A 22,963-nucleotide genomic window follows, 5' to 3' on the forward strand; every position below is an offset into this window, starting at 1 on the left:
GTGCGATTGGTTTAACTTGACTTAATTTTTAGGCAATTCCAGCACAACTTTCGGGTCGGTGGGCTGAATGGTGAGGGCGGTCCCGTTGAAATCCGCGGCGATCCTTGTCATGGGGAGGCCGTTGCGGAAATAATCGAAGCTGTTATGGCCTTCGAAAGCCAGCTCGATCCTTCTTTCCTTCAGCACGGCGGCCATGAGGTTTTGCGCGGTCAGGTTGTCGATATCCGCAGCGGGCAGTCCTGCGCGGGTATGGATGATTTTCAGGTCTGCCTTCGCCTGGGCGGTGTTGCCGAGCTTGGCGTTGGCTTCCGCGCGGTTCAGGTACAGTTCGGCCAGCCGGCAGTAGACATACGGGGCGCGGGTGAGCCAGGCTTCGGGCAAAACAAGGTACTTCGTTGTTTCCACAAAGTTGGAATTGGGGTTGAGGAGGATGAAATTGCTCCGCAGGTCTCCCGGCAGCAGGAGGCTCTTGAATTCCGAAGAGGGCAGGAAAGTGGCGCCCACGCCGTAGATCGGGTCGAAGTGGTACATTTCGCCCATCGAGCTGCCGCGGGTGGAATTGTCGTAGGCGAAGATGAATTCCTTATTGGTAGCGCCCTTCACGCGATCGTTCTCACCGAATTCATCGCCGGCGAACATCTTCACATAGGCGTCTCCCTGCAGCAGGGCGTATTTGGCACCGGTATGGCTGATCACGCTGTCGGCGTACTTGATGGCCAGCGTATTGGCGGCCGCGTCCGGACTGGCGATGCTGCCGCCTTTGTAGAGGTACACGCGGGACAGGAGCGCCCATGCGGCGGCGGTGCTGGCAAATCCGTTGTTCTTCGTCACCGGTGCTTTCATGAGCTGCGCGGCCATGGTGAGGTCGGCCACGATGAGGTCGTACGTCTGCTGCACGGTGCTGCGCGCGGGAATGTCCTTGATGTCGCTGCTGGTTTTCAGGATGAGGCCGGGGCTTTGCGCGGCTTGCTGGTAATACGGTTTGCCGTACACGCGCACCAGGTTGAAGTAAATGAGGGCGCGGATGAAATGGTTTTCACCTTTCGCATAGAGGAACCGGTTTTTCTCCGCTTCGGTGAGCGAAGAGAATGTGGATTGCTCCATGTCGGCGATCCCTTCCAGCGTGGTGTTGACGCTCACGATGATCTGGTAGGCGTTGCGGTAGAAATCTGCGCTGTTGCCCTGGGTGGGGCTGGCGCTGTTCCGGTAGAAAAAGGCGTCGGTTTGTTTGGAAGGGAGGCCCCAGGTCTGCAGGGTTACGTTGTTGCCACGGCTTTCCGCGAAATCCTGCATGGGCACGTCGTAATCGTTGAACCCGCTGCCCTGCATGAGCACGTAGTTGCCGATGGTCGTTTCTTCGATCCCTACCAGCGAAGCCAGTTCGCCTTCCTTGTCGATCTTCGTCAATGGCCGAACGCTGTCGATCTGCTTGTTGCAGGCCGTAGCCAGCAGTCCGGTAATTATGAGGGTGGTAATGTGTTTCATGTTCAATTGTTGTTGCCCGAAAAATTAAAATCCAAGTTGCAATCCGAAAACGTACCTGCGCGGAATACCGATCGCAGAACCCACTGACCCGCCGAAATCCTGTGCCTGTCCAACAGAAGGCCCTTCCGGATCGGATGAAATGAGTTGCTTCGAATAGAGCGTGTACAGGTTATCGCCACTCACGTAGAAATTGGCCTGTGCCAGGCGCAGCTTTCTCAGCAGCGATTGCGGCAGTTCGTATCCCAGGCGAACGCTGCGGAGGCGCGCGTGGCTGCCGTCGTGCATGTATTTGCTGGAACCGAAATAGCTCGTGTTGGCGTGGGTGTACAGTTCAGGCTCGGTGGCATCCGTTTGCCCGGGGTGCGTCCACTGGCGCTGGGAGCTGCGAAGCGCGATCTGGTTGTAGCTGGTGAGATTGGAGCCCTGCATCTGCTCGGCCAGGTCGTCGTTGATGACATACCCGTAAGCGAAGGTGATGAGCACGTCCAGCGAAAACTGCTGGTACGAGAAGCTGTTGGTGAGGCCACCGAAAGCTTTGGGCTGGAAGTTGCCGATATGCTGGAACTGGCGCGGGTCGGCGGATGCGCCCACTTCGTCCATGGAATTTACGTAAGTGATGCCGGTCACGTTCCCTTTGTCGTCGAAAACCCGTTTCTCGAACCGGGGCTTGCCGGTTTCGGGGTCTACGCCTGCGTAGGGAACGGCTTTGAGGGAGTTGATATCGTCGCCGGGGAAGAGGTAGAACGCGTTGGCGTTGTAGAAGCCCTGCCGCAGCGAATCGTTGGCCACGCTGATGATCTTGTTCTTATTGAAGCTGATGTTGAAGGAAGTGTTCCAGCGGAACTTCCCGCCGGTGATGTTGTCGGAATTGATGAGGATTTCCAGGCCGCGGTTCTGCACGGTAGCCACGTTTTTCCATTGGGTGGGGAAGCCGGCTACGGATTCGAGGGTCACTTTCTGGAGGAGGTCTTCCGATCTGCGGCTGTAAAAATCCACACTGGCGGTAACCCGGTTGAACAGGCCGAGGTCAACGCCGGCGCTGAAGGTTTTCGTGATCTCCCATTTCAGGTCGGGGTTAGCGAGCACGGCCACAATAGCGCCGCCCTGGCCCTGGTAGGTGTAGGTGGGGTCGTAAAGGGTACGGGTGAGGAAGTTATCGCCCAGCTGGGAACCGCTGGTACCGTAGTTGGTGCGCAGCTTGAGGTTGCTGAGCCAGGGCATCCCGGCCGCAAATTGTTCCTTGCTTACCACCCATGCGCCGCCGACGGAGTAGAACGTACCGTAGCGTTTGTCTGTACCGAAGCTGCTGGAAGCGTCTGTGCGCAGGGAAGCGCTCAGGCTGAAGCGCTCGTCGTACGTATAGCCCGCTTCGCCGAAGGCGGAGAACACGGCGCGGTCTTCCTTGCCGCCTTCGATGTTGCCGTTTTTGGTAGTGGGGATGCCGTAGATGGAATAATCATATCGCCCGCCCACCAGCCGGCCCAGCGAGATTACGGGATATCCGGCGCGGACATTGTTCACATTCACGAGCATGTTCTCCATTTTGGTGCGGCCGTATTCCGTTGCGGCGAGGGCGCGCAGGCTGTGCAACCCGAACGATTTCCGGAAATTCAGCTGGTTCGATGTGAGGAAGGAGAAAAGCTGGTTGGTGGTAGTGCCCAGGAACCCTTTTGAAGAGGTGCTGGTGCCGGAACCGGCATAGCTGCGCGCGTCGATGTAACGCTCGTCTTTGGTATAGTTCAGGTTGGCGGAATTGGTGCTGGAAATGCTCAGCCAGTCGGTAATCTTGTAATCCGCCCGCAAAGAGCCCACGAGCCGTTGCGCTTTGGGATGCACGTAGTTATACTCGTTCTCGAAGATGGGGTTCTCGGCCGTGCGCATCCTGCCGTCCATTTTGTATTGCAGGCTGGGTTTCAGCGTTCCGTTGGCATTGTAAGGGTTCACCCAGGGGATCATGCCATAGAGGAAAGTGCCGGAGTTCATGTTTTCCCGTTCGCCGCTGTCGAAAATACCGTTGACGGAAATATTGGTGGTAAGGCGGGAGGAGAGGCGGTTTTCGAGGTTGATGCGGAAGTTGCCGCGCTTCAGGCCGTTTTGCACACCGGTCGACTGTTCGTCATAATACGATCCGCCGATGTAATACCTGGCGGCTTCGGTGCCTCCGCGGGCCGAGAGGTTCACTTCCTTGGTGTTGCTGTTGAGAAATGCGTAGCGTTCCCAGTTGTACCCGTTCTGCACGTCGGAAAGGGCGGGCAGGCGATTGTCGAGATAAGCCTGCAGGGTAGGGTACTGCGGCGCGAGGGTGCCGTTGTTCACCCGGTAATCTTCGGTATAGTAGCGTTTCTGAAGGTCGTACAGTTCCTGGCTGGAGAGGAAGCGGATATCGCCGCGGTTGGGTTTGTTGATCCCGTATTTCACTTCGGCGCGGAGCTGCGGTTTGCCGGTCTGGCCTTTTTTCGTGTTGACCACGATCACGCCGGCCGCTGCGCGGGAGCCATAGATGGCGGTGGCGGCGGCGTCTTTCAGAATGGTAATGTTATCGATGTCTTGTGCGTTCACGAGCTCCTTGAGGTTCTGGTTCGGCATGATCACGCCGTCGAGCACCAAAAGGGGGCCGTAATTCTGGGTGGGCATCACGAATTCATTGACACGGTCTACACCTACGCCCACGATGCTGCTCTGGCCGCGCACGAAGATCTGTCCGCCGGCGCTGGTGGGGTCACCGGCACCCTGTTCGGAAATGTACAGCCCGGTAGCGCGCCCTTTCAGGAGGGAAACGGGGTCGGAGGTGGTGATGCCTTTGCGCAATTGGTCGCCGCTGATCTTTTGCACGGCACCGGTAAGCTCGCCGGTTTTCTTGGCGGAGTAACCGGTGATGATGAGCTCGTCCAGTTTGGAGGAGGCAGCAGACAGTAAAATGGTGACCGCCCGGCCCACGGTGGCTTTCACTTTGCGGGGCTCGTACCCCACGAAGGTAATTTCAAGCGTCACGTCCGCGTTATCGGTGTCCAGTTCGAATTCGCCTTCGCCATTGGTGACAGTGGCTTTGGACGAACCGGCGATCTGCACGGTGGCGCCGGGCATGGGCGTGTTGGTGGCCGCATCGCGTACGGTGCCGCGGACTTTCTGCGGCGGTTGCGGTTGCACGGTGCCGGGGGAAGATTTGCGCAGCACGATCGTTTTGCTGACGATGGTCCAGGCCAGCTGCCGCCCTTTCAGGCAGGCGTTGAGCGCTTCTTCCAGGGAAGCGTTCTTCACGGCGATAGACACAATGGCGCCGGCGGGCAGGGTACCTTCTTCGTACCATACCTGGTAACCGCTTTGCCTTTCGATCTCATCGAGCACCCGCTCGATCGGCGCATTTTCCCGCAGGATGGAGATCTTTTGCGCGGTGGCGGCGGCACTGACGTGCATGGCGCCTAACAGGACGAAAATGATGGAGAGCTTCACGGTGAATAAACTTTTTGTGAACGGGCTCCGCCCGGATTTGGTTGATAGCGGGCATAGTCTGCCCAGCTCCTTTCGGCTAAAGGACGTCGTGAACATAATAATGGTTGATTAAAGTTTTAAAAATGTTCCTTGTAATTGGTGTACGACTGTGGCTTTCCTGTCTGAGTCTATGTTTTTTAAGTTTACAATGAATGGTTTGGCGTGAATGATTGGTTGAACGCTTCGTGCCGGGAAGCCGTCCGCTCGATGTTTATATCGGTTTTGCGCTTATGGCAATACGATGATCTTTTTCCCTTCCTGCCTGAAATGCAGGTTGCTGGCCAGCAGTACGGACAAGGTCTCGGAGAGGCTGTATTCCCGGGAAACCTTCCCGGTAAACCGCCGGGGGGAAACAGGCCCTTCGTACACGATGTCTACGTCGTACCACCGCCCGATCTCCCGGAGGATGACCGACAGGTCGGCGTTCCGGAAAACGAAAAGCCCGTCTTTCCAGGCCACGTTCTGCGCGGCGTCTGCATCCTGCAGTACGGAGATGTCGGCTCCTTCGCCGACGGTTGCTACTTCACCGGGGCGCATGACCTTGCTTTTCCCGTTACCGGCCACTACGCGGACGCTGCCTTCCAGCAGGGCGGTCTGGATGCCAGGCTCGCCGGGGTAGGCTTTCACGTTGAAGTGCGTCCCCAGCACCTCGATCCTCGGCCCTGGGGTTTGCACCACAAAGGGTTGCGCGGCGTTGGCGGCCACTTCGAAATATCCTTCCCCGTTCAGTTCCACGAGCCGCTGTTCCCCCGCAAATGCCGAAGGGAACTGCAGTTCGCTGGCGGCGTTCAGCCAAACCTTCGTACCGTCGGGCAATATCAACCGGTACTGTTCCCCTTTCGGGACGTTCAGTTTATTGATCACCGGCGCTTCGCCCGGCTTTTCGGGGCCATAAACCAGCAGCGATTCCTCTTTGCTGACGGTAGAGCCACCCTGTTGCGCGAGGTACCCGTCTGCGCTGGAATCCAGCTCCACCACCTGGCCGTTGCCCAGTGTGAGCGTCACGCCTTTGCTGTTGCCCGGTGGTGTGGCGGGCGTCAGTTTTGCAGCTGGCTGGCCGGCCGGTTTGCCTTGCTGGCGCAGGAGGTAAGCCCCCGTGGCCAGGAGTAGCAGTGCGGCGGCCGCGGCGGCGGGCAGCCATTTCCGGCGCAGGGGCCGGAGAGGGGCGGCCGGGCGCATCTGTTCCTGCATGCGCGCAAGCATGCGGGCCCGCGTATCTTCCAACGATGTTTGTTGTTCCGTGGTCACGATTTCCGTATCGCCCGCGTTTACCTGGTCGTACCAGTCGTGCAACGCCGCAGCCTCCTCGGGGGTGGCGGTGCCGTCCAGGTATTTTGCGGCCAGGACCTTAACCTGTGCTGTATCCATTACGTGTAGTTAATCCAGAGCGAGGGGCCCTTTTATATATAGAGCATCGCCAAATACTTTTGTACGCAAAAAAGGAGAAAATAATTTTCCGGGGTTATTTCAGGAGGAAAATGAGCAGCGCCATGGCGAGGGATTCCCGCCGCTTCCGCATGAGCTGCATCGCATGGGTAACATAACCTTCGGCCGTCCGCAGAGACACCCCCAGTTCGCTGGCCACCTCGTCCAGCGGCCGGTCCAGCAACTTATGCTGCAAGAACACGATGCGGTGCTTGGCCGGCAGATCGTCGGCGAATTTGTTCAGGATGTCTATCAATTGCCGGTTGTCGATATCGAATGCCGGCGCCATATCGGGCGCCACGGCCTGCAGCGTGCCCGTCCGCTCGCTGGCGCGCTGTTCGTTGGCAAAATGCCGGTAAACGGCATAGCGGACCATGGCCGAGAGGTAAAAGGGCAGCGATTGGATGGAAAGCGAAGCGCGCTTGTGCCAGAGGGTCAGGAACACCTGTTGCACGATCTCTTCCGCGTCCTGCGCGGATTGCAGCCTTTTGTGCGCCATGAAGTACAGCCGCTCCCAATACTGGTTGTAGATTTCCGTAAACGCAGTTTCATCCCCGTCTTTCAGTAAGTCCAATAAAGCTATATCGTTGATTTCGCTCATATCTAAGGCAGCAGCTCGTATAAATTTACAAAAACGGCGCAAAAGACCATGTATGTTCGCCATTTTTTTAATCGGGCCGTAATTTGCGCGCCTATATAAATGATGTAGTGGCGGTTGACATATCGGGGACAATAATAAATGCAGGAGCCGCTGCGCGGGAGGCTTTTGTCATATCAATGAAATAGTGTTATTATGACAATCGTTTCCATTTCAGGATTTCCGAAAAAAATAAAAAAATCAAAAAAATCTAATAACTTGATCCACCATCGTACTGATATTGTCGTCCCTCAAATAAATCGCTGTCATTGGAAAATACACAGTTGTCTGAAATATCCAAACGGATCGAAAATGACGATGAAAATGCATTCCGGGAGATCTACGATCTGTTCTATTTCGACCTGGTAGCCTTTTCCCGGCAGATCGTTCTGGACGATGCCGCTGCGGAAGACGCCGTGGAGAATGTGTTCATCCGGCTATGGCAGAACCGCAAAACACTGGGCAATATCAACAACCTTTCCGCTTACCTTTACACCGCCGCCAAATACGCTTCCATCAATTACCTCAAAGCGAGGAAAAATGTGAGCGACGTATCCATCGAAGATCTCGACGATCAGAGCCTGTATTCCTTCTCCACGCCCGAAACTTCCATGATCGGGAAGGAAGAAGTCCTCACCATCGAAAAGGCCATCAACCAGCTGCCGCCCAAATCCAAGCTCGTTTTTTATCTTGTGAAGGAAAAAGGGCTCAATTGCCGGGAAGTGGCCAAAATCCTCAACTCCTCCGTTCGTACGGTAGAAACCCAACTCTACCATTCCCTCAAGAAAATCGCCGCCATCCTGGAAGAAAGCCAGGTGATCCTCCCCAGGCGAAGCAGCCGGTAGGCGCATCCAAAAAATATTTTTTGCCGGCCAATACGTAATTCCACCTTTTCCGTTGTCTTATAGTAGAAGAATTTATCGACAAGTCCATGCATAGAAGCCGTTTAATTGAATTGCTCGCAAAAAAGAAAGCAGGGGGCATTTCGCTCAAAGAACAATTTGAGTTGTCTAAATGGCTGCAGGAGAATGAAGACGACCGGAACCTGGCCAGCCAGGTAGACACGTTGTTCGGTATGGAATACGGGCCGCAGCGGACGGACGATGACCGGAAGAAGCGTGATAAAAGCTGGGACCGCATCATGAGATCCGTCCATTCGGAAGGGGGCGAAGCGCCCGCCCAGCCAAAGCAGCCGCGGATATTCACGTGGCGCCGCATCATCCCGCTGTCTGTAGCCTCCGTCGTCCTGCTTTGCGTGGCCGGCACCGGTACCTGGTACTGGATGTCTGCCAGGAAAGAAGCCCAGGCGCAGCAGAACATCGTTGGCACCGAAAAGGGATCGCGCTCCAAGCTGACGCTGCCCGATGGGTCGAGGGTGTGGCTGAATGGCGACAGCCGGATCACTTACGGCGCAAGCTTCGGGAAAAACGACCGCGAACTGACACTGATCGGGGAAGCGTATTTCGACGTGGCGAAAGATCCCGGTCGCCCGATGATCATCAAGACGGCCACCGTTACGATCAAGGTGCTGGGGACCGCCTTCAACGTCCGTGCGTATCCAGACGAGATCACGACGGCCACCACACTGGTACAGGGGAAAGTCCAGGTATCGGTCAATCACAAAAAAGAACTGAGCTATTTGCTGTCGCCGGATGAAAAACTCATCGTGAAAAACGATACCGGCCTGCCAGAAGAAATAAAAACAATACACGCTGAAGCGGGAAAACTCCCGGAAGAAATAACCAAGATCAGGATAGTTAAAACAGATTCTATTCCCCCGGAAGCACAATGGACCAGGAACAAGCTGGTATTCGCCAATCAACCGCTTAATGAAGTAGCAGATATTCTATCGCGGTGGTATGGGGTGAATGTGGTTGTGCAGGGAGATGAAGACATGAAAGCCCGGCAGTACACGGGGATATTTGAAAACCAAAGTCTCCAAAGCGTTATGGAATCATTACAGGTAGCCGGCGGTTTTAGTTACAAAATGAAAAACGATACAATTTTTATAGCGCCTTAAACCAAATTCGAATCGCATATGATAAGTTAACATCCCTGGTTTTTCCACGAAAACCGGCCGGGCCCCCACGTGCCCTGCTGTAAACACTGGTCAAAATCCGGCCGCAAAGGAGCGGCTGATTTACAATTGAATTATTTTAGCTATGATTAACACGTACTGCTATAGCCGCGGCTATATGTATAAGCATCTTATTGCCATGAAAATTATCATGTTTCTTGCGCTCTTCACCGGGTCGTCGTTGCTGGCCAACGACCTGGCAGGGCAGGACAAGATCACGCTGAACTTCAGTCGTGCCCCCATCGAAAGCGTCTTGCGGACGATCCAGGCGCAAAGCAAGTATTCCTTCGTGTACCAGTCTGAAGTGATCCCGCAGGGCATCCAGATCAACATCAGCACCAAAAACGCCACCATCGATACGGTGATGAACAAGTTGCTCCGGAACACGCCGCTGTCTTACAAAAAGATGGAAAACAACGTGATCGTCATCCTGAACAAAACCGCCCCGGAGGTGCGGGCCGCATCTTCGCAGCCGCCGGTCACGGTACGGGGATCGGTGAAAGACAAGGCGGGCGGTATGATGCCGCATGTGTCGGTCTACGTCAAAGGCACCCAGCACGGTACCATGACCAACGAAAAAGGCGAGTTCACGCTCGAGGCTAATATGTACGATAGCCTCGTTTTTTCTTTCGTGGGTTATAAGCCGCAGACGGTTTTCATCGCCGACAGCCGGCCGATCATCATCGTCCTGGAAGCGCAGGAAGGGAGCCTCAACGAAGTAGCCGTGGTGGGCTACTCCCGGCAGAAAAAATCCAGCATGGTAGCGTCTGTGACCACCATCAAGCCGGGCGAATTGCGCATCCCGAGCAGTAACCTCACCAACGCCCTCGCGGGCCGCCTGGCGGGCGTTGTGGCTTACCAGCGAAGCGGGGAGCCAGGGCAGGACAATACCTCGTTTTTTATTCGCGGGATCACCTCGTTCGGTGCCTCCGCGAAAAAGGACCCGCTCATCCTCATCGACGGGATCGAGCTGAACACGAGCGACCTGGCGCGGCTGAACCCCGACGATATCGCCAGCTTCAGCATCATGAAAGACGCCCTCGCCACGGCGCTCTACGGTGCCCGCGGTGCCAACGGCGTTATCCTCGTTACCACCAAGGAAGGGAAGGAAGGGAAGATGAATGTGGACGTGCGCGTCGAGAATTCGTTTTCCATGCCTACGGAAACGATCAAGACGGCGGATCCGGTTAAGTATATGAGGATGCAGAACGAGGCGATCAAAACCCGCTTCCCCGAAGCCAATACTTATTATCTCGACGAGCAGATAACCTTCACCGAAAGAGGTGAACACAAAGACATTTTTCCCGCCACCAACTGGCGCGAAGCGATGTTCAAGGATATGACCATTAACAACCGCCTGAACCTCAGCTTTACCGGCGGGGGCAGCGTGGCCAGGTATTATGTGGCAGGTGCCGTTACGAGAGACCGGGGGAATATACGTGTAGACCGCAGGAACAATTTCAACTCGAACATCGATCTATACAAATATTCCATTCGTTCGAACGTCAATATCAACCTCACGAAAACAACGGAATTGTCGACCCGCTTCGTGGCGAACTTCGACGATTATACCGGCCCGATAGACGGAGGTTCTTCCATGTACCGCAAAGTGATGCAGGCCAACCCTGTCCGCTTCAAGCCTTACTATGAGCCGGATTCCGTATTCAACTATGCCAAGCACATCCTGTTCGGGAACTTCGAAACGGGCGATTACCTGAACCCCTACGCCGAGGTGCTCCGTGGCTACAAGGATTACAGTGCGAGCAATATGCTGACTACTATAGAAATGAAACAAAACCTCGACAAATTAGTGAAAGGCCTCATGCTGCGGGGACTTGTAAACTTCGACCGCCGGTCGTATTACCAGATCACCCGCGCTTACAATCCCTTTTACTATAAGATCACCGGGTACGACCTGAAAAACGACGCTTACAAGCTGGCACGCCTTAATCCCACAACGGGTACCGAAACGCTTAGTTACGGCGAAGGTAGCGGCCGCGACGTTTCCAACAGCGTTTACTTTGAAGGTGCGGCCCAGTATAACAGCAACTTCGGCAAGCACAGTGTGAGCGGCCTGGGTGTATTTACCGCACGCCAATTCAAGGAAGGTGCGGCCCCCAGCCTCCAGCTTTCGCTGCCCACCCGCAACGTAAGCTTGTCTGGCAGGTTTTCCTATAACTACGATTCCCGCTACCTCGCCGAATTCGCTTTCGGTTACAATGCATCGGAGCGTTTCGCGAGAAACAACCGTTGGGGCTTCTTCCCCTCGTTCGGTGCGGGTTGGGTGATATCCAACGAAGCGTTTTTCCAGCCGCTTACTTCCTTCTTCCGCCAGTTGAAGCTCCGCGGCTCCTACGGCATCGCCGGGAACGAAGCGATCGGGAGCAGGGACGAGCGCTTCTTCTATCTCTCGGATGTGGACCTGAATGCGAACTATAATGTGAACTGGGGTTTGAATATGGACAAAAACCCGGGCGGCATCAACGTTCGCCGGTACGCAAACGACCAGATCGGCTGGGAGCGTTCCTATAAATCTAACCTGGTGCTCGAATTTAACCTGGTCAACGGACTTTCATCCATTATTGAAGTATATAAGGAAAGACGGAAAGACATTCTTCAGCAGCGGATCATCCCGGCTACCACCGGTATCATCCCGTCTGTAAAAGCTAACCTCGGGGAAGCGGAAGGAAAGGGTATCGATATCGAGCTGAATTACGACAAGAGCTTCGGGAAAGACTGGCAGGTAACCGGCCGTGGTACTTTCACTTACAGCACCAGCAAAGTCATCAAATGGGAAGAGCCCGACTACAGCAAAAGCCCCTGGCTCTCGCGCGTGGGCAGGAGCCTCGGTCAAAACTACGGTTTCATCGCTGAAAGGCTGTTTGTTGACGACGCTGAAGTGAAAAACTCTCCCAGGCAGGAGTATGGCGAGTATTCCGGCGGAGATATCAAGTTCCGCGATGTCAACGGCGACGGAAAGATCAACGACCTCGACAGGGTACCCATCGGCCATCCTGTTACACCGGAAATCGTGTATGGCTTCGGGTTGTCCGTTTCCTATAAAAGATTCGATGTCAACTTCTTCTTCCAGGGCCTTGGCCGCGAATCCTTCTGGCTCAACATGCAGAACGTGACGCCTTTCGTGGACGGAGATGGCAACGATGGCCGGATCGGACAGAATGCCGTGCTGCAGGCGATCGCAGACGATTACTGGTCCGAATCCAAACGCAATGCCTACGCTTTTTGGCCCCGCCTGGCCAACTATGTGTCTACCAACAACGCACAGTCCAGCACCTGGTTCATGCAAAACGGCTCGTTCCTCCGGTTGAAGTCCGCCGACATCGGGTATACTTTCCCCCGGGAATGGCTGAAAAGATATAAAGTGGAAAACCTGCGGATCTATGCCAGCGGCACCAACCTGGCGGTGTGGAGCGCGTTCAAGCTGTGGGACCCCGAAATGGCGGGTTCCGGGTTCGACTACCCCCTCCAGAAAGTGTATAATGTAGGTATTAACATTGGCCTGTAAAAGATTTTTTATGAAGAAAGTAATTATTAAAATAGCTGCCTTTTGCAGCATGTTGGCGGGAACGGTTTCCTGTAACAAGTACCTCGACGTGGTGCCGGACAATATTGCCACGATCGAACACGCATTTTCGGACCGGTACCAGGCGATGAAATTCCTGGCCACCTGTTACTGGGGCATCCCCAAATCAGCCGGCTGGAACGAAAATCCCGCGATGCTTGGCGCCATGGAGCTGATCTTTAACCGCGACAAGCGTACCGATGGCGGCATGCGGTTCGCGCTCGGAGAAAACAGCGCTTCGCTGGCCATCACCAATTACTGGAGCGGTACCAGCAACATGGTGCGCTCGCTGTATGCAGGACAGCGCGACTGCAATACCTTCCTGGAGAATATCGACGGCGTGCGCGATATCAATAAATATGAGAAAGATCGGATGAAGGCCGAAGTGAAGCTCATAAAGGCATATCTCAATTTTTACCTGATCCAGTACTATGGCCCCATTACGCCGCTACGGAAGAATACTTCCCTGACGGAATCGACGGAAGGGATCCGCGTTTATCGTGAGAAGATCGACGACTGTTTCGCTTATGTGCTGCAGCTGATCAATGAAGTGATCGCATCGGATGCACTACCGCTCAGTATCGAGAGCAAAGGCACCGAGCTGGGACGCTTTACCCGTCCGGTGGCTTACTTCCTCAAGGCCAAGGTGCTGACGTACTGGGCAAGCCCGCTCTTCAACGGCAATACCGATTACAGCGGGTTTGTAAACCACGAAGGCGCTCCGTTCTTCAACCAGAAGTTCGAACCTTCACGATGGGATAGCGCCGCCAACGCCTGCAGGAAGGCGATCGAAATTTGTGCAGCCGCTGGCCACAGGTTGTATAAGATTTCCGACTATGAAGCCGTGAATTCCAAATTCCTTTCAGACACCACAATGTTGATCAATACGCTGCGCAGTTCGGTGACGCAGCGCTGGAACCCCGAGATCATCTGGGCCAACTCTTCCTATCCGGCCAACTGGAACTACCAGATCACCGCCCTTGCGCGCGTGGAAGGCGGTACCTCCACGCCGTCTGGCAATACAGGCATCCTGAGCGTACCGCTGTCTACCGTGGAACAGTTTTATTCCGACAAGGGAGTGCCTATCAACGAAGACGTTACGTTCCCTTATTCCACCCGCTACAACATCCGTGTGGGAGATGCAGCCCATAACCTGTTTATCGCCCAAAACGAAAAATCGGCGTCGATGAACTTCGATCGGGAAATGCGTTTCTATTCTTCTCTTGGCTTTGACCGTGGCCGCTGGTACGGAAATACCCATCTCGTTACCACGGAAGAAAACACACCGTTCCCCAAAAACCGCTTCGGAGAATTTTCATCGGTGTTCAACCCCGGGGAGTACAACGCTACAGGGTATTGGCCAAAAAAGCTCGTGTCTATGAACACTACCTGGCGCGATGAAAATAGTGTTACGGAGGAAAGCTACCCTTATCCCGAAATGCGCTTCGCCGACCTGCTGCTCCTGTGCGCGGAGGCGCTCAACGAATCGAAATCGGCGCCTGATGCGGAAGTGTATCGTTATATCGACTCCGTTCGGTCGCGCGCCGGCCTGAAAGGAGTGGTGCAAAGCTGGGCGCAATACTCCAACCAGCCTAACAAACCCTTGTCCAAAGCCGGGATGCGCCAAATCATCCAGCAGGAAAGAAGGATCGAGCTGGCGGGAGAAGGTGTATACATGTGGGACAGCAACCGTTGGAAAACATCCGTCCGCGACCGGAATCGCCCCATCCAGGGATGGAACGTAAACGGGAGGGAGGCGGAAGAATATTATTCGGTAACCACCGTTTACTTCCAGCGATTTTCCTTCAGGGATTATTTTTCACCCATTCCCCAGTCTGAAATGATTAACAATCCCCTGCTCATCCAGAACCCCGGATGGTAAGGTTAAAATACTATGGTTATGAAGAAACTGATTTTACTGAATATCGTTTTTTTTGGCGCCTTGCAGGCCTGTACCAAAAAAGAGAACAAACCCATTTCGCCGTCTTCCGGTAAACCCGGCATCGTTTCGGAAGTGGCGGTGACCAATCTGCCCGGCGGCGCCAAAATCACCTACCGGATCCCCAACGAAGCGGAAGTACTCTCTGTGAAAGCCGTGTATACGCTTACGAACGGCAAACAGGTCGAAGCGGCGGCCTCCATGTACGGAAACGAGCTCCAGGTGATGGGCTTCAACGATGAAAAAGAACATGAAGTGACCCTGTACACCATCAGCCGTGCGCAGGAAATTTCCGATCCGGTCAAATGTACCATCAAACCGCTTAAATCGCCCATCAAAATCGCTACAGAAACGGTAGGCATCCAGAGCGACTTCGGCGGCGCGCGATTCACCTGGCTCAACGATCTGAAAACGCCGCTGGCTTTCGAGCTCTATACGCCGGACTCCCTTGGCCGCATGGCACTGGCACGCGTAATTACTTCTTCGCTCGCCAAAGACATGCAGGCTTTGCGCGGATATCCGCCGGTAGCACGCGAATTCGCCATGGTGATTAAGGATAACTACGGTAACCGCTCAGACACTATCTTTCCCGCAGGCAGGAAGCTTGTGCCCCTGTTCGAGGAACGACTGCCCAAAGGCAAAATGAAGATCATGAAGCTGGCCAACGACCAGAACTTCACCAACTGGGAAGGTTCCGACCAGAAGATCATCGACGACGATGTGACCTCTTTCGGCCACTCGCCCTCTTCGTCGCTGCCCGCGCCGTTTACTATCGACCTTGGTGTATTGGCCAAAGTGAGCCGCATCGTGCTGTTCCAGCGTAATTTCGGCGACAGCTACTATAACTGGGGCAACCCCAAAGATTTCGACGTCTACGTAAAAGTGACGACGCCTTCGCAAAGCGGCGACTGGAGCGAGTGGAAGAAGATCATGGAAACGGCGATCATAAAGCCCTCCGGCAACGGCAGCAACGTTACCGACGAAGATCTCAACGCCGCCATCAACGGGCACGAATTCACGTTCGACCTCGGCCAGGAACCCGTACGCTACATCCGCATAGTGGTAAAATCCACCTGGGGTAGCACAACGTTCACCCACCCCGCGGAAGTGGACGTATACGGAGAGCGTAAATAATCATCAACTTTAACCGACAAGCACATGAAATATATACTGCATGTTTTCTCGTATTTGTGCATCCTGGCTTCGCTCGCTTCCTGCGAAAAGTTCACGGACGTACACAAGGAATTCATAAAAGATGGCGAGATCATTTACGCCGTAAGGCCGGATTCCGTGGCATTCATCGCCGGAAAGGAAAGGCTGATGATGCGGCTGTGGATGATAAACGGCCAGAATATCAAGAATATCATCGTTTTGTGGAACGGCCGGCAGGATTCCCTGGTGTTGGCCGCGAAGCTGAAAACGGGCCGCGACAGCATCGACGTGATGATAAACGGGCTGGTAGAAAAAAACTACTCTTTCGACATATACGCCGTAGATAATTTCGGCCATCGTTCCCTTACCTACACTACGTTTGGTGCCACTTACGGTGCTCAGTACACAGCGTTGCTGCAGAACCGCCGTATCAAGAAAATGGCGCTTTACGAGACGGCAGCGGCCATCGACTGGTTTGCCCCGGCAGAAAACATGATCTTCAATGAATTGAAATTCAAGAACCGCCGCGGAACAGATACCGTGGTGCGTTTCCCGGCAGACGATTTTACGGTTAACATCGACGCGGCGGGCAGCACCCCGTTCCAGTACCGCTCACTGTACATCCCCGAAGCAGAAGCGATCGATACTTTCGCCACCGCCTGGGCATCCGATGTGCTGCCGGAGTATTTCACCTTCGACCGGTCCAACTGGGAAGTGCTCGCCGTATCTGATGAAACCGCATCTGACGGCGGCGGAAAGGCGACGCTGATAGACGGCGACCACGGTACCTACTGGCATTCCCAATGGGGGCCGGACATCGCTTTGCCCCACTGGGCGATCATCGACATGAAATCGGTGAAGAACATTTCCTATTTCACCATTTATCGCCGTAACAATAATACCAACACGAAATCCGTGGAGCTGTACGTCGGTAACAGCAGCGATCCCAACGGTACGTGGACGCTGGCGGCCTCGGGCACGTTCGCGTCCGGCAACCAGATGACGATCAACAATACCACGGGAGCCACGGGGCGCTACCTGAAAATGCTGCTCCCCGACAGTAACAACCCGCCCTTCACCAGCGTGGCGGAAATCTACATGTATGGAAAGTAATTGAAACGGACAACCGGCTTCAGAAAAGGCAGCGCTTCGGTGCTGCCTTTTTCGTTTTCGGGGGCAGGACGGAACGGGATGCAAGGGGTGGAAAATTTCGTATTTTGATAGGCATCTTCAACACACGAATTCAATTCCATGGAAAAACAACTCAGGAGCCGGCAGTGGTTCGGGAAGAAAGGGAAAGACGGGTTTATCTACCGCGCCTGGATGCGTAACCAGGGCATCCCGGACGATCAGTTCCGCGGAAAGCCCGTTATCGGCATCTGCAATACCTGGTCGGAGCTGACGCCCTGTAACGCGCATTTCCGCGAACTGGCGGAGTCGGTAAAGCGCGGCATCATCGAAGCGGGCGGTTTTCCGCTGGAATTCCCGGTCATGTCGCTCGGCGAAACGCTCATGAAACCCACCGCCATGCTGTACCGCAACCTCGCCAGCATGGAAGTGGAAGAGGCCATCCGCGCCAATCCGCTGGACGGGGTGGTGCTGATGTGCGGCTGCGACAAAACGACGCCTTCCCTCGTCATGGGCGCCTGCAGCGTGGATGTGCCGGCCATCGTCATTTCCGGCGGCGCCATGCTCACGGGCAAGTTCAGGGGGCGGGATATCGGGACCAGCGACCTGTGGCGGTTTTCGGAAGATGTAAGGTCGGGCGTGATGAGCGAGGAGGAACTGAACGAGGCGGAAGCCGGGATGTGCCGCAGCCGGGGGCATTGCGCCGTGATGGGCACCGCCTCCTCGATGGCCTGCATGGTGGAGGCTTTGGGGCTCTCGCTGCCAGGGAACGCCGCTATTCCCGCCGCAGACGCCAACCGCAAGGTGCTCGCACAGCTCACGGGCAGGCGGATCGTGGAAATGGTACATGAAGACCTGAAACCTTCCGATATCCTCACCCGCGAAGCGTTCGAGAACGCCATCGCCGTAAACGCCGCCATCGGAGGTTCTACCAACTTCGTCATTCACCTGCTGGCCATCGCGGGGAGGGTAGGCGTGCCGCTGGAACTGGAGGATTTCGACCGCTTTTCGCGCCAGGTCCCGCTCATCGCCAATCTCCAGCCGTCCGGCCGGTATTTCATGGAAGACCTCTATTACGCCGGTGGCTTGCCGGCCGTGATGAAGCAGATAGCAGAAAAATTGCACGGCGGATGTACAACCGCCAACGGAAAATCCATCGCGGAAAACATCCGTACGGCCAAAAGTTGGGACACGAACGTCATCGCCATGGCGGATGCGCCCGTGAACCCGCAATCAGGGATCGTGGTGCTGCGGGGTAACCTTTGCGAGAACGGCGCCATCATCAAGCCGTCTGCCGCTACGCCGGCGCTGATGCAACACCGCGGAAAAGCGGTCGTATTCCGCGATATCGAAGATTACAAGCAGCGGATCAACGACCCCGCGCTGGATGTGGACGCAAACAGTGTGCTGGTATTGCAGCACGCCGGTCCGAAAGGCTACCCGGGCATGCCGGAAGTCGGCAACCTGGGGCTGCCCGCAAAATTGCTGCAGCAGGGGGTGACGGATATGGTCCGTATTTCGGACGGGCGCATGAGCGGAACGGGGTTCGGCACGGTAGTGCTCCACGTTTCCCCCGAAGCAGCCGAAAACGGCACTTTCTCGCTCGTCGAATCCGGCGACTGGATTTCGCTGGACGTGGAAAACAGGCGCCTGGAGTTGGAAGTGGATGATATCGAATTAGCGGAAAGGCGGAAGAGGAAAGCCGCCTTCCAGAGCCCCTACACCCGCGGCTACGTCCGGCTTTTCGTGGAACATGTGGAGCAGGCGGACAAAGGCGCGGATTTCGATTTTCTCAAAGGAAGCTCCGGCAGCCAGGTAACGCGGGATTCCCATTAAACGATCATCCAACGGAAAAAGCTATACGAACATGGACTTCAAGCATAAAACAGCCATCGTCACCGGCGCAGGCAGCGGGATCGGTTTTGAAATGTGCCGGCAACTGGCGCATCACGGCGCTACGGTATTCCTCAATGATGTCGATGCCGCGCTTTGCCGCGAAGCCGCCGGGAAGATCAGCGCGGAATACGGACATTGCTTTCCCGTTCCGGGAGATTCGGGCCACGAGGGATTTGTCAACGAGCTGGTAAAAGCCGCCGTGGAGCAAACCGGCCGGCTGGATATCGCCATCGCCAATGCGGGGATCACCCTGTTCGGGGAATTCCTTTCCTATCCTGCGGAATCGCTGTTCCGGGTGTTGCAGCTCAATATCGGGGGCACTTTCTTTCTCGCCCAGGCTGCCGCCCGGCAAATGATCGGCCAGGGGAGCGGAGGCGCTTTGCTGTTCACTTCTTCCGTGACCGGCCACCAGGCCCATAAAAACCTCGCGGCCTATTCCATGACCAAAGCCGCACTGGAAATGCTGGCGAAGAACCTCGTGGCCGAAGTCTCCGGTTTCGGCATCCGCGTCAACACCGTGGCCCCCGGCGCCACGCTCACGGAACGGACCACCACAGAACCGGATTATGAAGCGGTATGGTCGCGCATTACGCCCATGGGCCGGCCCGCCAGCGTGCAGGACATCGCCCATGCCGCGCTGTTCCTCGTTTCCGACCAGGCACGCCATATCACCGGCCAGAGCCTCGTGGTGGATGGCGGGTGGACGGCCACCAGTCCTTCCCCATATTGACGCTATAAAATTTCCAGGAGATCGGATTTGGACATTTGCTGCAGCATCGTACCGTCGGTTTTCACCAAATCCAGCGCCAGTTGGCTTTTCCGCTGTTGCAATATCCTGATCTTTTCCTCGATCGTCCCGGAACAGATGAGCCGCACCGCTACCACGTTCCGGTGTTGCCCGATGCGGTGACTGCGGTCGATGGCCTGGTTTTCCGCGGCAGGGTTCCACCACGGGTCTACCAGGTATACGTAATCGGCGCCGGTGAGGTTCAGGCCCACGCCGCCGGCTTTCAAACTGATGAGGAACACGCGGACGGCATCGTTGGTCTGGAAGTTGGTCACTTTGGCGCCGCGGTCTTTCGTTTGCCCCGTTAAGTATTCGAATGGGATTTTCCGGTTCTCCAGCTCCGTCCTGATAAGGTCCAGCATGCTGGTGAACTGGGAAAAGACGAGGATTTTATGCTCGCGGGATTTGTTTTCGATCTGCTCTGACAGCACTTCTATCTTGACGGAATTTTCGCCGGAATGGCCTTCTTTCAGCAAAACAGGTGAATTGCATATCTGCCGCAGCTTGGTGAGGCCGGTGAGCACGTGCATGCTGTTGCGGTGGATTTCGTCGTCAGATTTATTGGCGATGTAATCGCGCAGTTCCTGTTCGTACGCATCGTAAATCTTCCGCTGTTCGGCGTTCATTTCACAATAGATGGTCATCTCCGTTTTCTCCGGCAGTTCCCGCGCCACCTGCTTCTTCGTCCTGCGCAGGATGAAGGGTTTCACTTTCTGCTGCAATTCCATCGCCCGCTTCGAGAATCCGAAACGGTCGATGGGGATGGAATAGATTTCCCGGAAATATTGCTTGCTGCCCAGCAGGCCCGGGCATGCGAACGACAGCTGGCCGTACAGGTCTACCGTATTATTTTCCACCGGCGTGCCCGTCAGCACGATCCTGTTGCGGGATTGCAGGAGCCGCGCGGCTTTGTACCTTTCCGAATTCGGGTTTTTGATGGCCTGCGATTCGTCGAGGAAGACATAACCGAACCGGAACGTTTTCAGGAAACCGATATCGGAAATGAGCGTCCCGTAGCTGGTGAGCACCACATCGAAATCGCCTGCGCTGTCCGCCGACTTCAGGCGGTTGGCGCCGTAATGCAGCTGCACGGAAAGGGAAGGCGCGAAACGCTGCAATTCCTCCTGCCAGTTGAACAGCAGGGAAGTCGGTGCCACCACGAGGTGGGTGGCATGCCCGTTTTTTTCTTGCTGGGACAGGATAAAGGCGATGATCTGCACGGTTTTTCCCAATCCCATATCGTCCGCCAAACATCCGCCGAAATTAAATCCATCGAGATAATTCAGCCAGTTCAGCCCCTCGCGCTGATACGCCCGCAGTTCTGCCTGCAAGCCCGCGGGAACAGGCGTTTCGGGGATTTCTTTCGCCGGCAGGAATGCTTGCCCCAGTTGCGCGATCTCGATCTGCGATTCCTGGCTCAGCACTTCCCTGTCGAACATCGCCGAAATTTCGGAAAAATTGATCTTCGGGAATTTCAGCATGTCGGCGTCTATCTCGCCTGCCTGGAAGTATTTTTCGAGTCGGTGTATCCATTCATCGGGCAGCAGGCCGCTGGTGCCATCGCCCAGCTCCACGAACCTGCTTTTGTTGCGGATGGCTTTGTGCAACTGCTTGAGCGAAGCGGATTTATTGCCGAAACTGACTTTGAGGTGCGCGTTGAACCAGTCGATCCCGCTGTTCACCTCGATCTGAACACGGGCTTTGTGCGGGTTCCTTTTGTTACCGGGCAGTTCGTTGAAACCCAGGATGGTAATGCCTTCCTTCCGCCAGGTCTCGAACGCGTCGAGGAACCAGTCTTCGTCGAGGAATTTATTTTTATGGAGATAGAAGTATTCGTACTCGCGGACCTGGTCGTTGAAATCCGGGTGCTGGTGCATGACGAGGGTGGTCAGCGCCACTTCGGCCTCGTTATCGCGCCGGATCTTGAATTCATTGCCGTTCCGGTCGGTATCCGTGAGCTGCTTGCGCGAATACACCGGCACTTCCACACCGCCGTATTTCATGACGGGCGTGATGTAGATGTAATTGTCGCGCTGCTGGAGGTACACCAGTCGCTCCGTCGTGTACATCCTTTCCGCGAGTTGCGCGGGAGTCGCCTGTTGAATGTAGCTGTAGTCGATCTGAACGAGGTGTTCCAGCGATTGCAGCACGGACTGCAGGAAAGCTTCGTATTTCGATGCGTGGACGAGCAGGATCTCGTTGTTCTTTTTGAAGAAACGGATCACGCGGAGCATGTCCGGGTTATCGACGAGGTAATAGGTTTGGCGGTAAAAAATGAAGTATTGATGGCGCAGCACGAGCTTGTCGAACGGGATGGCCGTATCGTTCATGAGCAACTTTCCCGTGATCTCGTAAAACGGGGATTTTTTGAAGACGGACAGGGAAATTTCCGCCTGGAGGATTTGCAGGTGAACGGGTGAGAGCGACCGTGCAGACATGGATTCGGACACGGAGCGGTCGTGATGGTAGACGTCCAGCTGCATGGGATTTTCGAAAATGAGCCGCAGGGCGTTGTTATCTGTGGGTTGCCCGAATTCGATTTCCTTTTGGGAGAAAGTGGAAATGGCGGTGAGGAATTTGATGACCGCGGGGTCCTGGCTTTCCCAGATGCGCTGCAGCGGGTCGATTTTATCGATCGGGTTTTTGAGTTTCCCGGTCTGGGTGACGTCGGCCTGCATGAGCTGAAAAGCGGGCTGGTTGTATAAGCGGTGCTTGTCGATCAGGAGGATGGTGCGTTTCTCCGTATCGTCGGTTTGCGGCGGTTTGGGTGGGGAGCTGCGCAGGGGGAGGAGCTCGTCGCGGAAGAGCTTGTCGTTGATGGGGAGGAGCGCTTTGACGAGGGGCTCGATGAGGATATCGTCGCCCTTGACGCTGATCCTGAAATATTCGTCCAGGTCGGGCTCTTCTTCCAGTCCGTATTCCTTCGCCGTTTTGAGGAGTGTTTTGTGGCGGAGGGGTTTGTCGAAGAAGACGCGGAGCTGTTTTCTTTCGATGATGGCGTAGAGCACTTCCGCCTGGTGCTCGCAAAGACTGGTGTCTGTACCGCCGCAGGCGCAGGAGGAAACGATGGAATTCCCGGTCTGGCAAACGGAAACGGCGGGGAAATGGACGGCCGCTTTTCGTTTGGTGAACACGCCTTCATTCAGTTCCAGCGAAACGGGGAAGATGTCTCCCAGCTCCCGGGACTCCAGGAAGCTTCCGTTCCGGGCATATTGCAACAGGCCGTACCCGGAAAGCGTCGCGATTCCCGAAGCCGGAATCCTGCATTCTTTCGAAAAATCCATATCCGCAAATATAGGCAAGCCCCGGGGATGCTGATCAAAACAAGGCCATCGCCCCCAAAGGAAAATATTTGAATATTTTGT

Annotated in this window: 13 protein-coding genes; 8 read left to right on the forward strand and 5 right to left on the reverse strand. The window is 55.3% G+C overall.

Features of this window, described 5'->3' with window-relative positions:
• Positions 1–21 precede the first annotated feature (21 nt).
• The 4 genes from WJU22_RS14025 to WJU22_RS14040 form a co-directional block, all read right to left on the reverse strand.
• Entirely contained in the window at positions 22–1,485 is a 1,464-nt protein-coding gene (locus WJU22_RS14025) for a RagB/SusD family nutrient uptake outer membrane protein (RefSeq protein ID WP_341838810.1), read from the reverse strand.
• Positions 1,486–1,509: 24 nt separating this feature from the next.
• Positions 1,510–4,935, reverse strand: coding sequence for a SusC/RagA family TonB-linked outer membrane protein (locus WJU22_RS14030; RefSeq protein ID WP_341838811.1), 3,426 nt, complete (start codon positions 4,933–4,935; stop codon positions 1,510–1,512).
• 267 nt (positions 4,936–5,202) lie between these two features.
• Positions 5,203–6,342 carry a FecR family protein gene (locus tag WJU22_RS14035; protein WP_341838812.1) on the reverse strand — a complete coding sequence of 380 codons (1,140 nt, stop codon included), beginning with the start codon at positions 6,340–6,342 and terminating at the stop codon, positions 5,203–5,205.
• Between the two features lie 94 nt (positions 6,343–6,436).
• On the reverse strand, positions 6,437–6,973 hold the full coding sequence (locus tag WJU22_RS14040) for an RNA polymerase sigma factor (protein WP_341838813.1): 537 nt from the start codon (positions 6,971–6,973) through the stop codon (positions 6,437–6,439).
• Between the two features lie 332 nt (positions 6,974–7,305).
• Here WJU22_RS14040 and WJU22_RS14045 point away from each other — a divergent pair, with 332 nt between their 5' ends.
• The 8 genes from WJU22_RS14045 (at position 7,306) to WJU22_RS14080 (ending at position 19,541) form a co-directional block, all read left to right on the forward strand.
• Positions 7,306–7,881 (forward strand): RNA polymerase sigma factor, encoded by a 576-nt coding sequence (locus tag WJU22_RS14045; RefSeq protein ID WP_341838814.1) that lies wholly within the window; start codon positions 7,306–7,308, stop codon positions 7,879–7,881.
• Positions 7,882–7,967: 86 nt separating this feature from the next.
• Positions 7,968–9,056 (forward strand): FecR family protein, encoded by a 1,089-nt coding sequence (locus WJU22_RS14050; protein ID WP_341838815.1) that lies wholly within the window; start codon positions 7,968–7,970, stop codon positions 9,054–9,056.
• Positions 9,057–9,252: 196 nt separating this feature from the next.
• Positions 9,253–12,639, forward strand: coding sequence for a SusC/RagA family TonB-linked outer membrane protein (locus WJU22_RS14055; protein ID WP_341838816.1), 3,387 nt, complete (start codon positions 9,253–9,255; stop codon positions 12,637–12,639).
• Positions 12,640–12,649: 10 nt separating this feature from the next.
• Positions 12,650–14,578 (forward strand): RagB/SusD family nutrient uptake outer membrane protein, encoded by a 1,929-nt coding sequence (locus WJU22_RS14060; RefSeq protein WP_341838817.1) that lies wholly within the window; start codon positions 12,650–12,652, stop codon positions 14,576–14,578.
• A gap of 18 nt (positions 14,579–14,596) precedes the next feature.
• Positions 14,597–15,769 (forward strand): DUF4959 domain-containing protein, encoded by a 1,173-nt coding sequence (locus tag WJU22_RS14065; RefSeq protein ID WP_341838818.1) that lies wholly within the window; start codon positions 14,597–14,599, stop codon positions 15,767–15,769.
• A 24-nt stretch (positions 15,770–15,793) separates the two neighbouring features.
• On the forward strand, positions 15,794–16,900 hold the full coding sequence (locus WJU22_RS14070; protein ID WP_341838819.1) for a DUF4998 domain-containing protein: 1,107 nt from the start codon (positions 15,794–15,796) through the stop codon (positions 16,898–16,900).
• A gap of 138 nt (positions 16,901–17,038) precedes the next feature.
• A complete protein-coding gene (locus WJU22_RS14075) occupies positions 17,039–18,751 on the forward strand; it encodes an IlvD/Edd family dehydratase (RefSeq protein ID WP_341838820.1) in 1,713 nt (570 codons plus the stop codon).
• Between the two features lie 31 nt (positions 18,752–18,782).
• The gene (locus WJU22_RS14080; RefSeq protein ID WP_341838821.1) at positions 18,783–19,541 is read left to right on the forward strand and encodes an SDR family oxidoreductase; all 759 of its coding nucleotides are present in this window, start codon (positions 18,783–18,785) and stop codon (positions 19,539–19,541) included.
• Between the two features lie 2 nt (positions 19,542–19,543).
• Here WJU22_RS14080 and WJU22_RS14085 read toward each other — a convergent pair whose 3' ends face one another.
• Positions 19,544–22,882 (reverse strand): SNF2-related protein, encoded by a 3,339-nt coding sequence (locus WJU22_RS14085; protein WP_341838822.1) that lies wholly within the window; start codon positions 22,880–22,882, stop codon positions 19,544–19,546.
• Positions 22,883–22,963: the final 81 nt, after the last annotated feature.

Origin of the sequence: Chitinophaga caseinilytica, assembly GCF_038396765.1 — a bacterium.
Classification (GTDB): domain Bacteria; phylum Bacteroidota; class Bacteroidia; order Chitinophagales; family Chitinophagaceae; genus Chitinophaga; species Chitinophaga caseinilytica.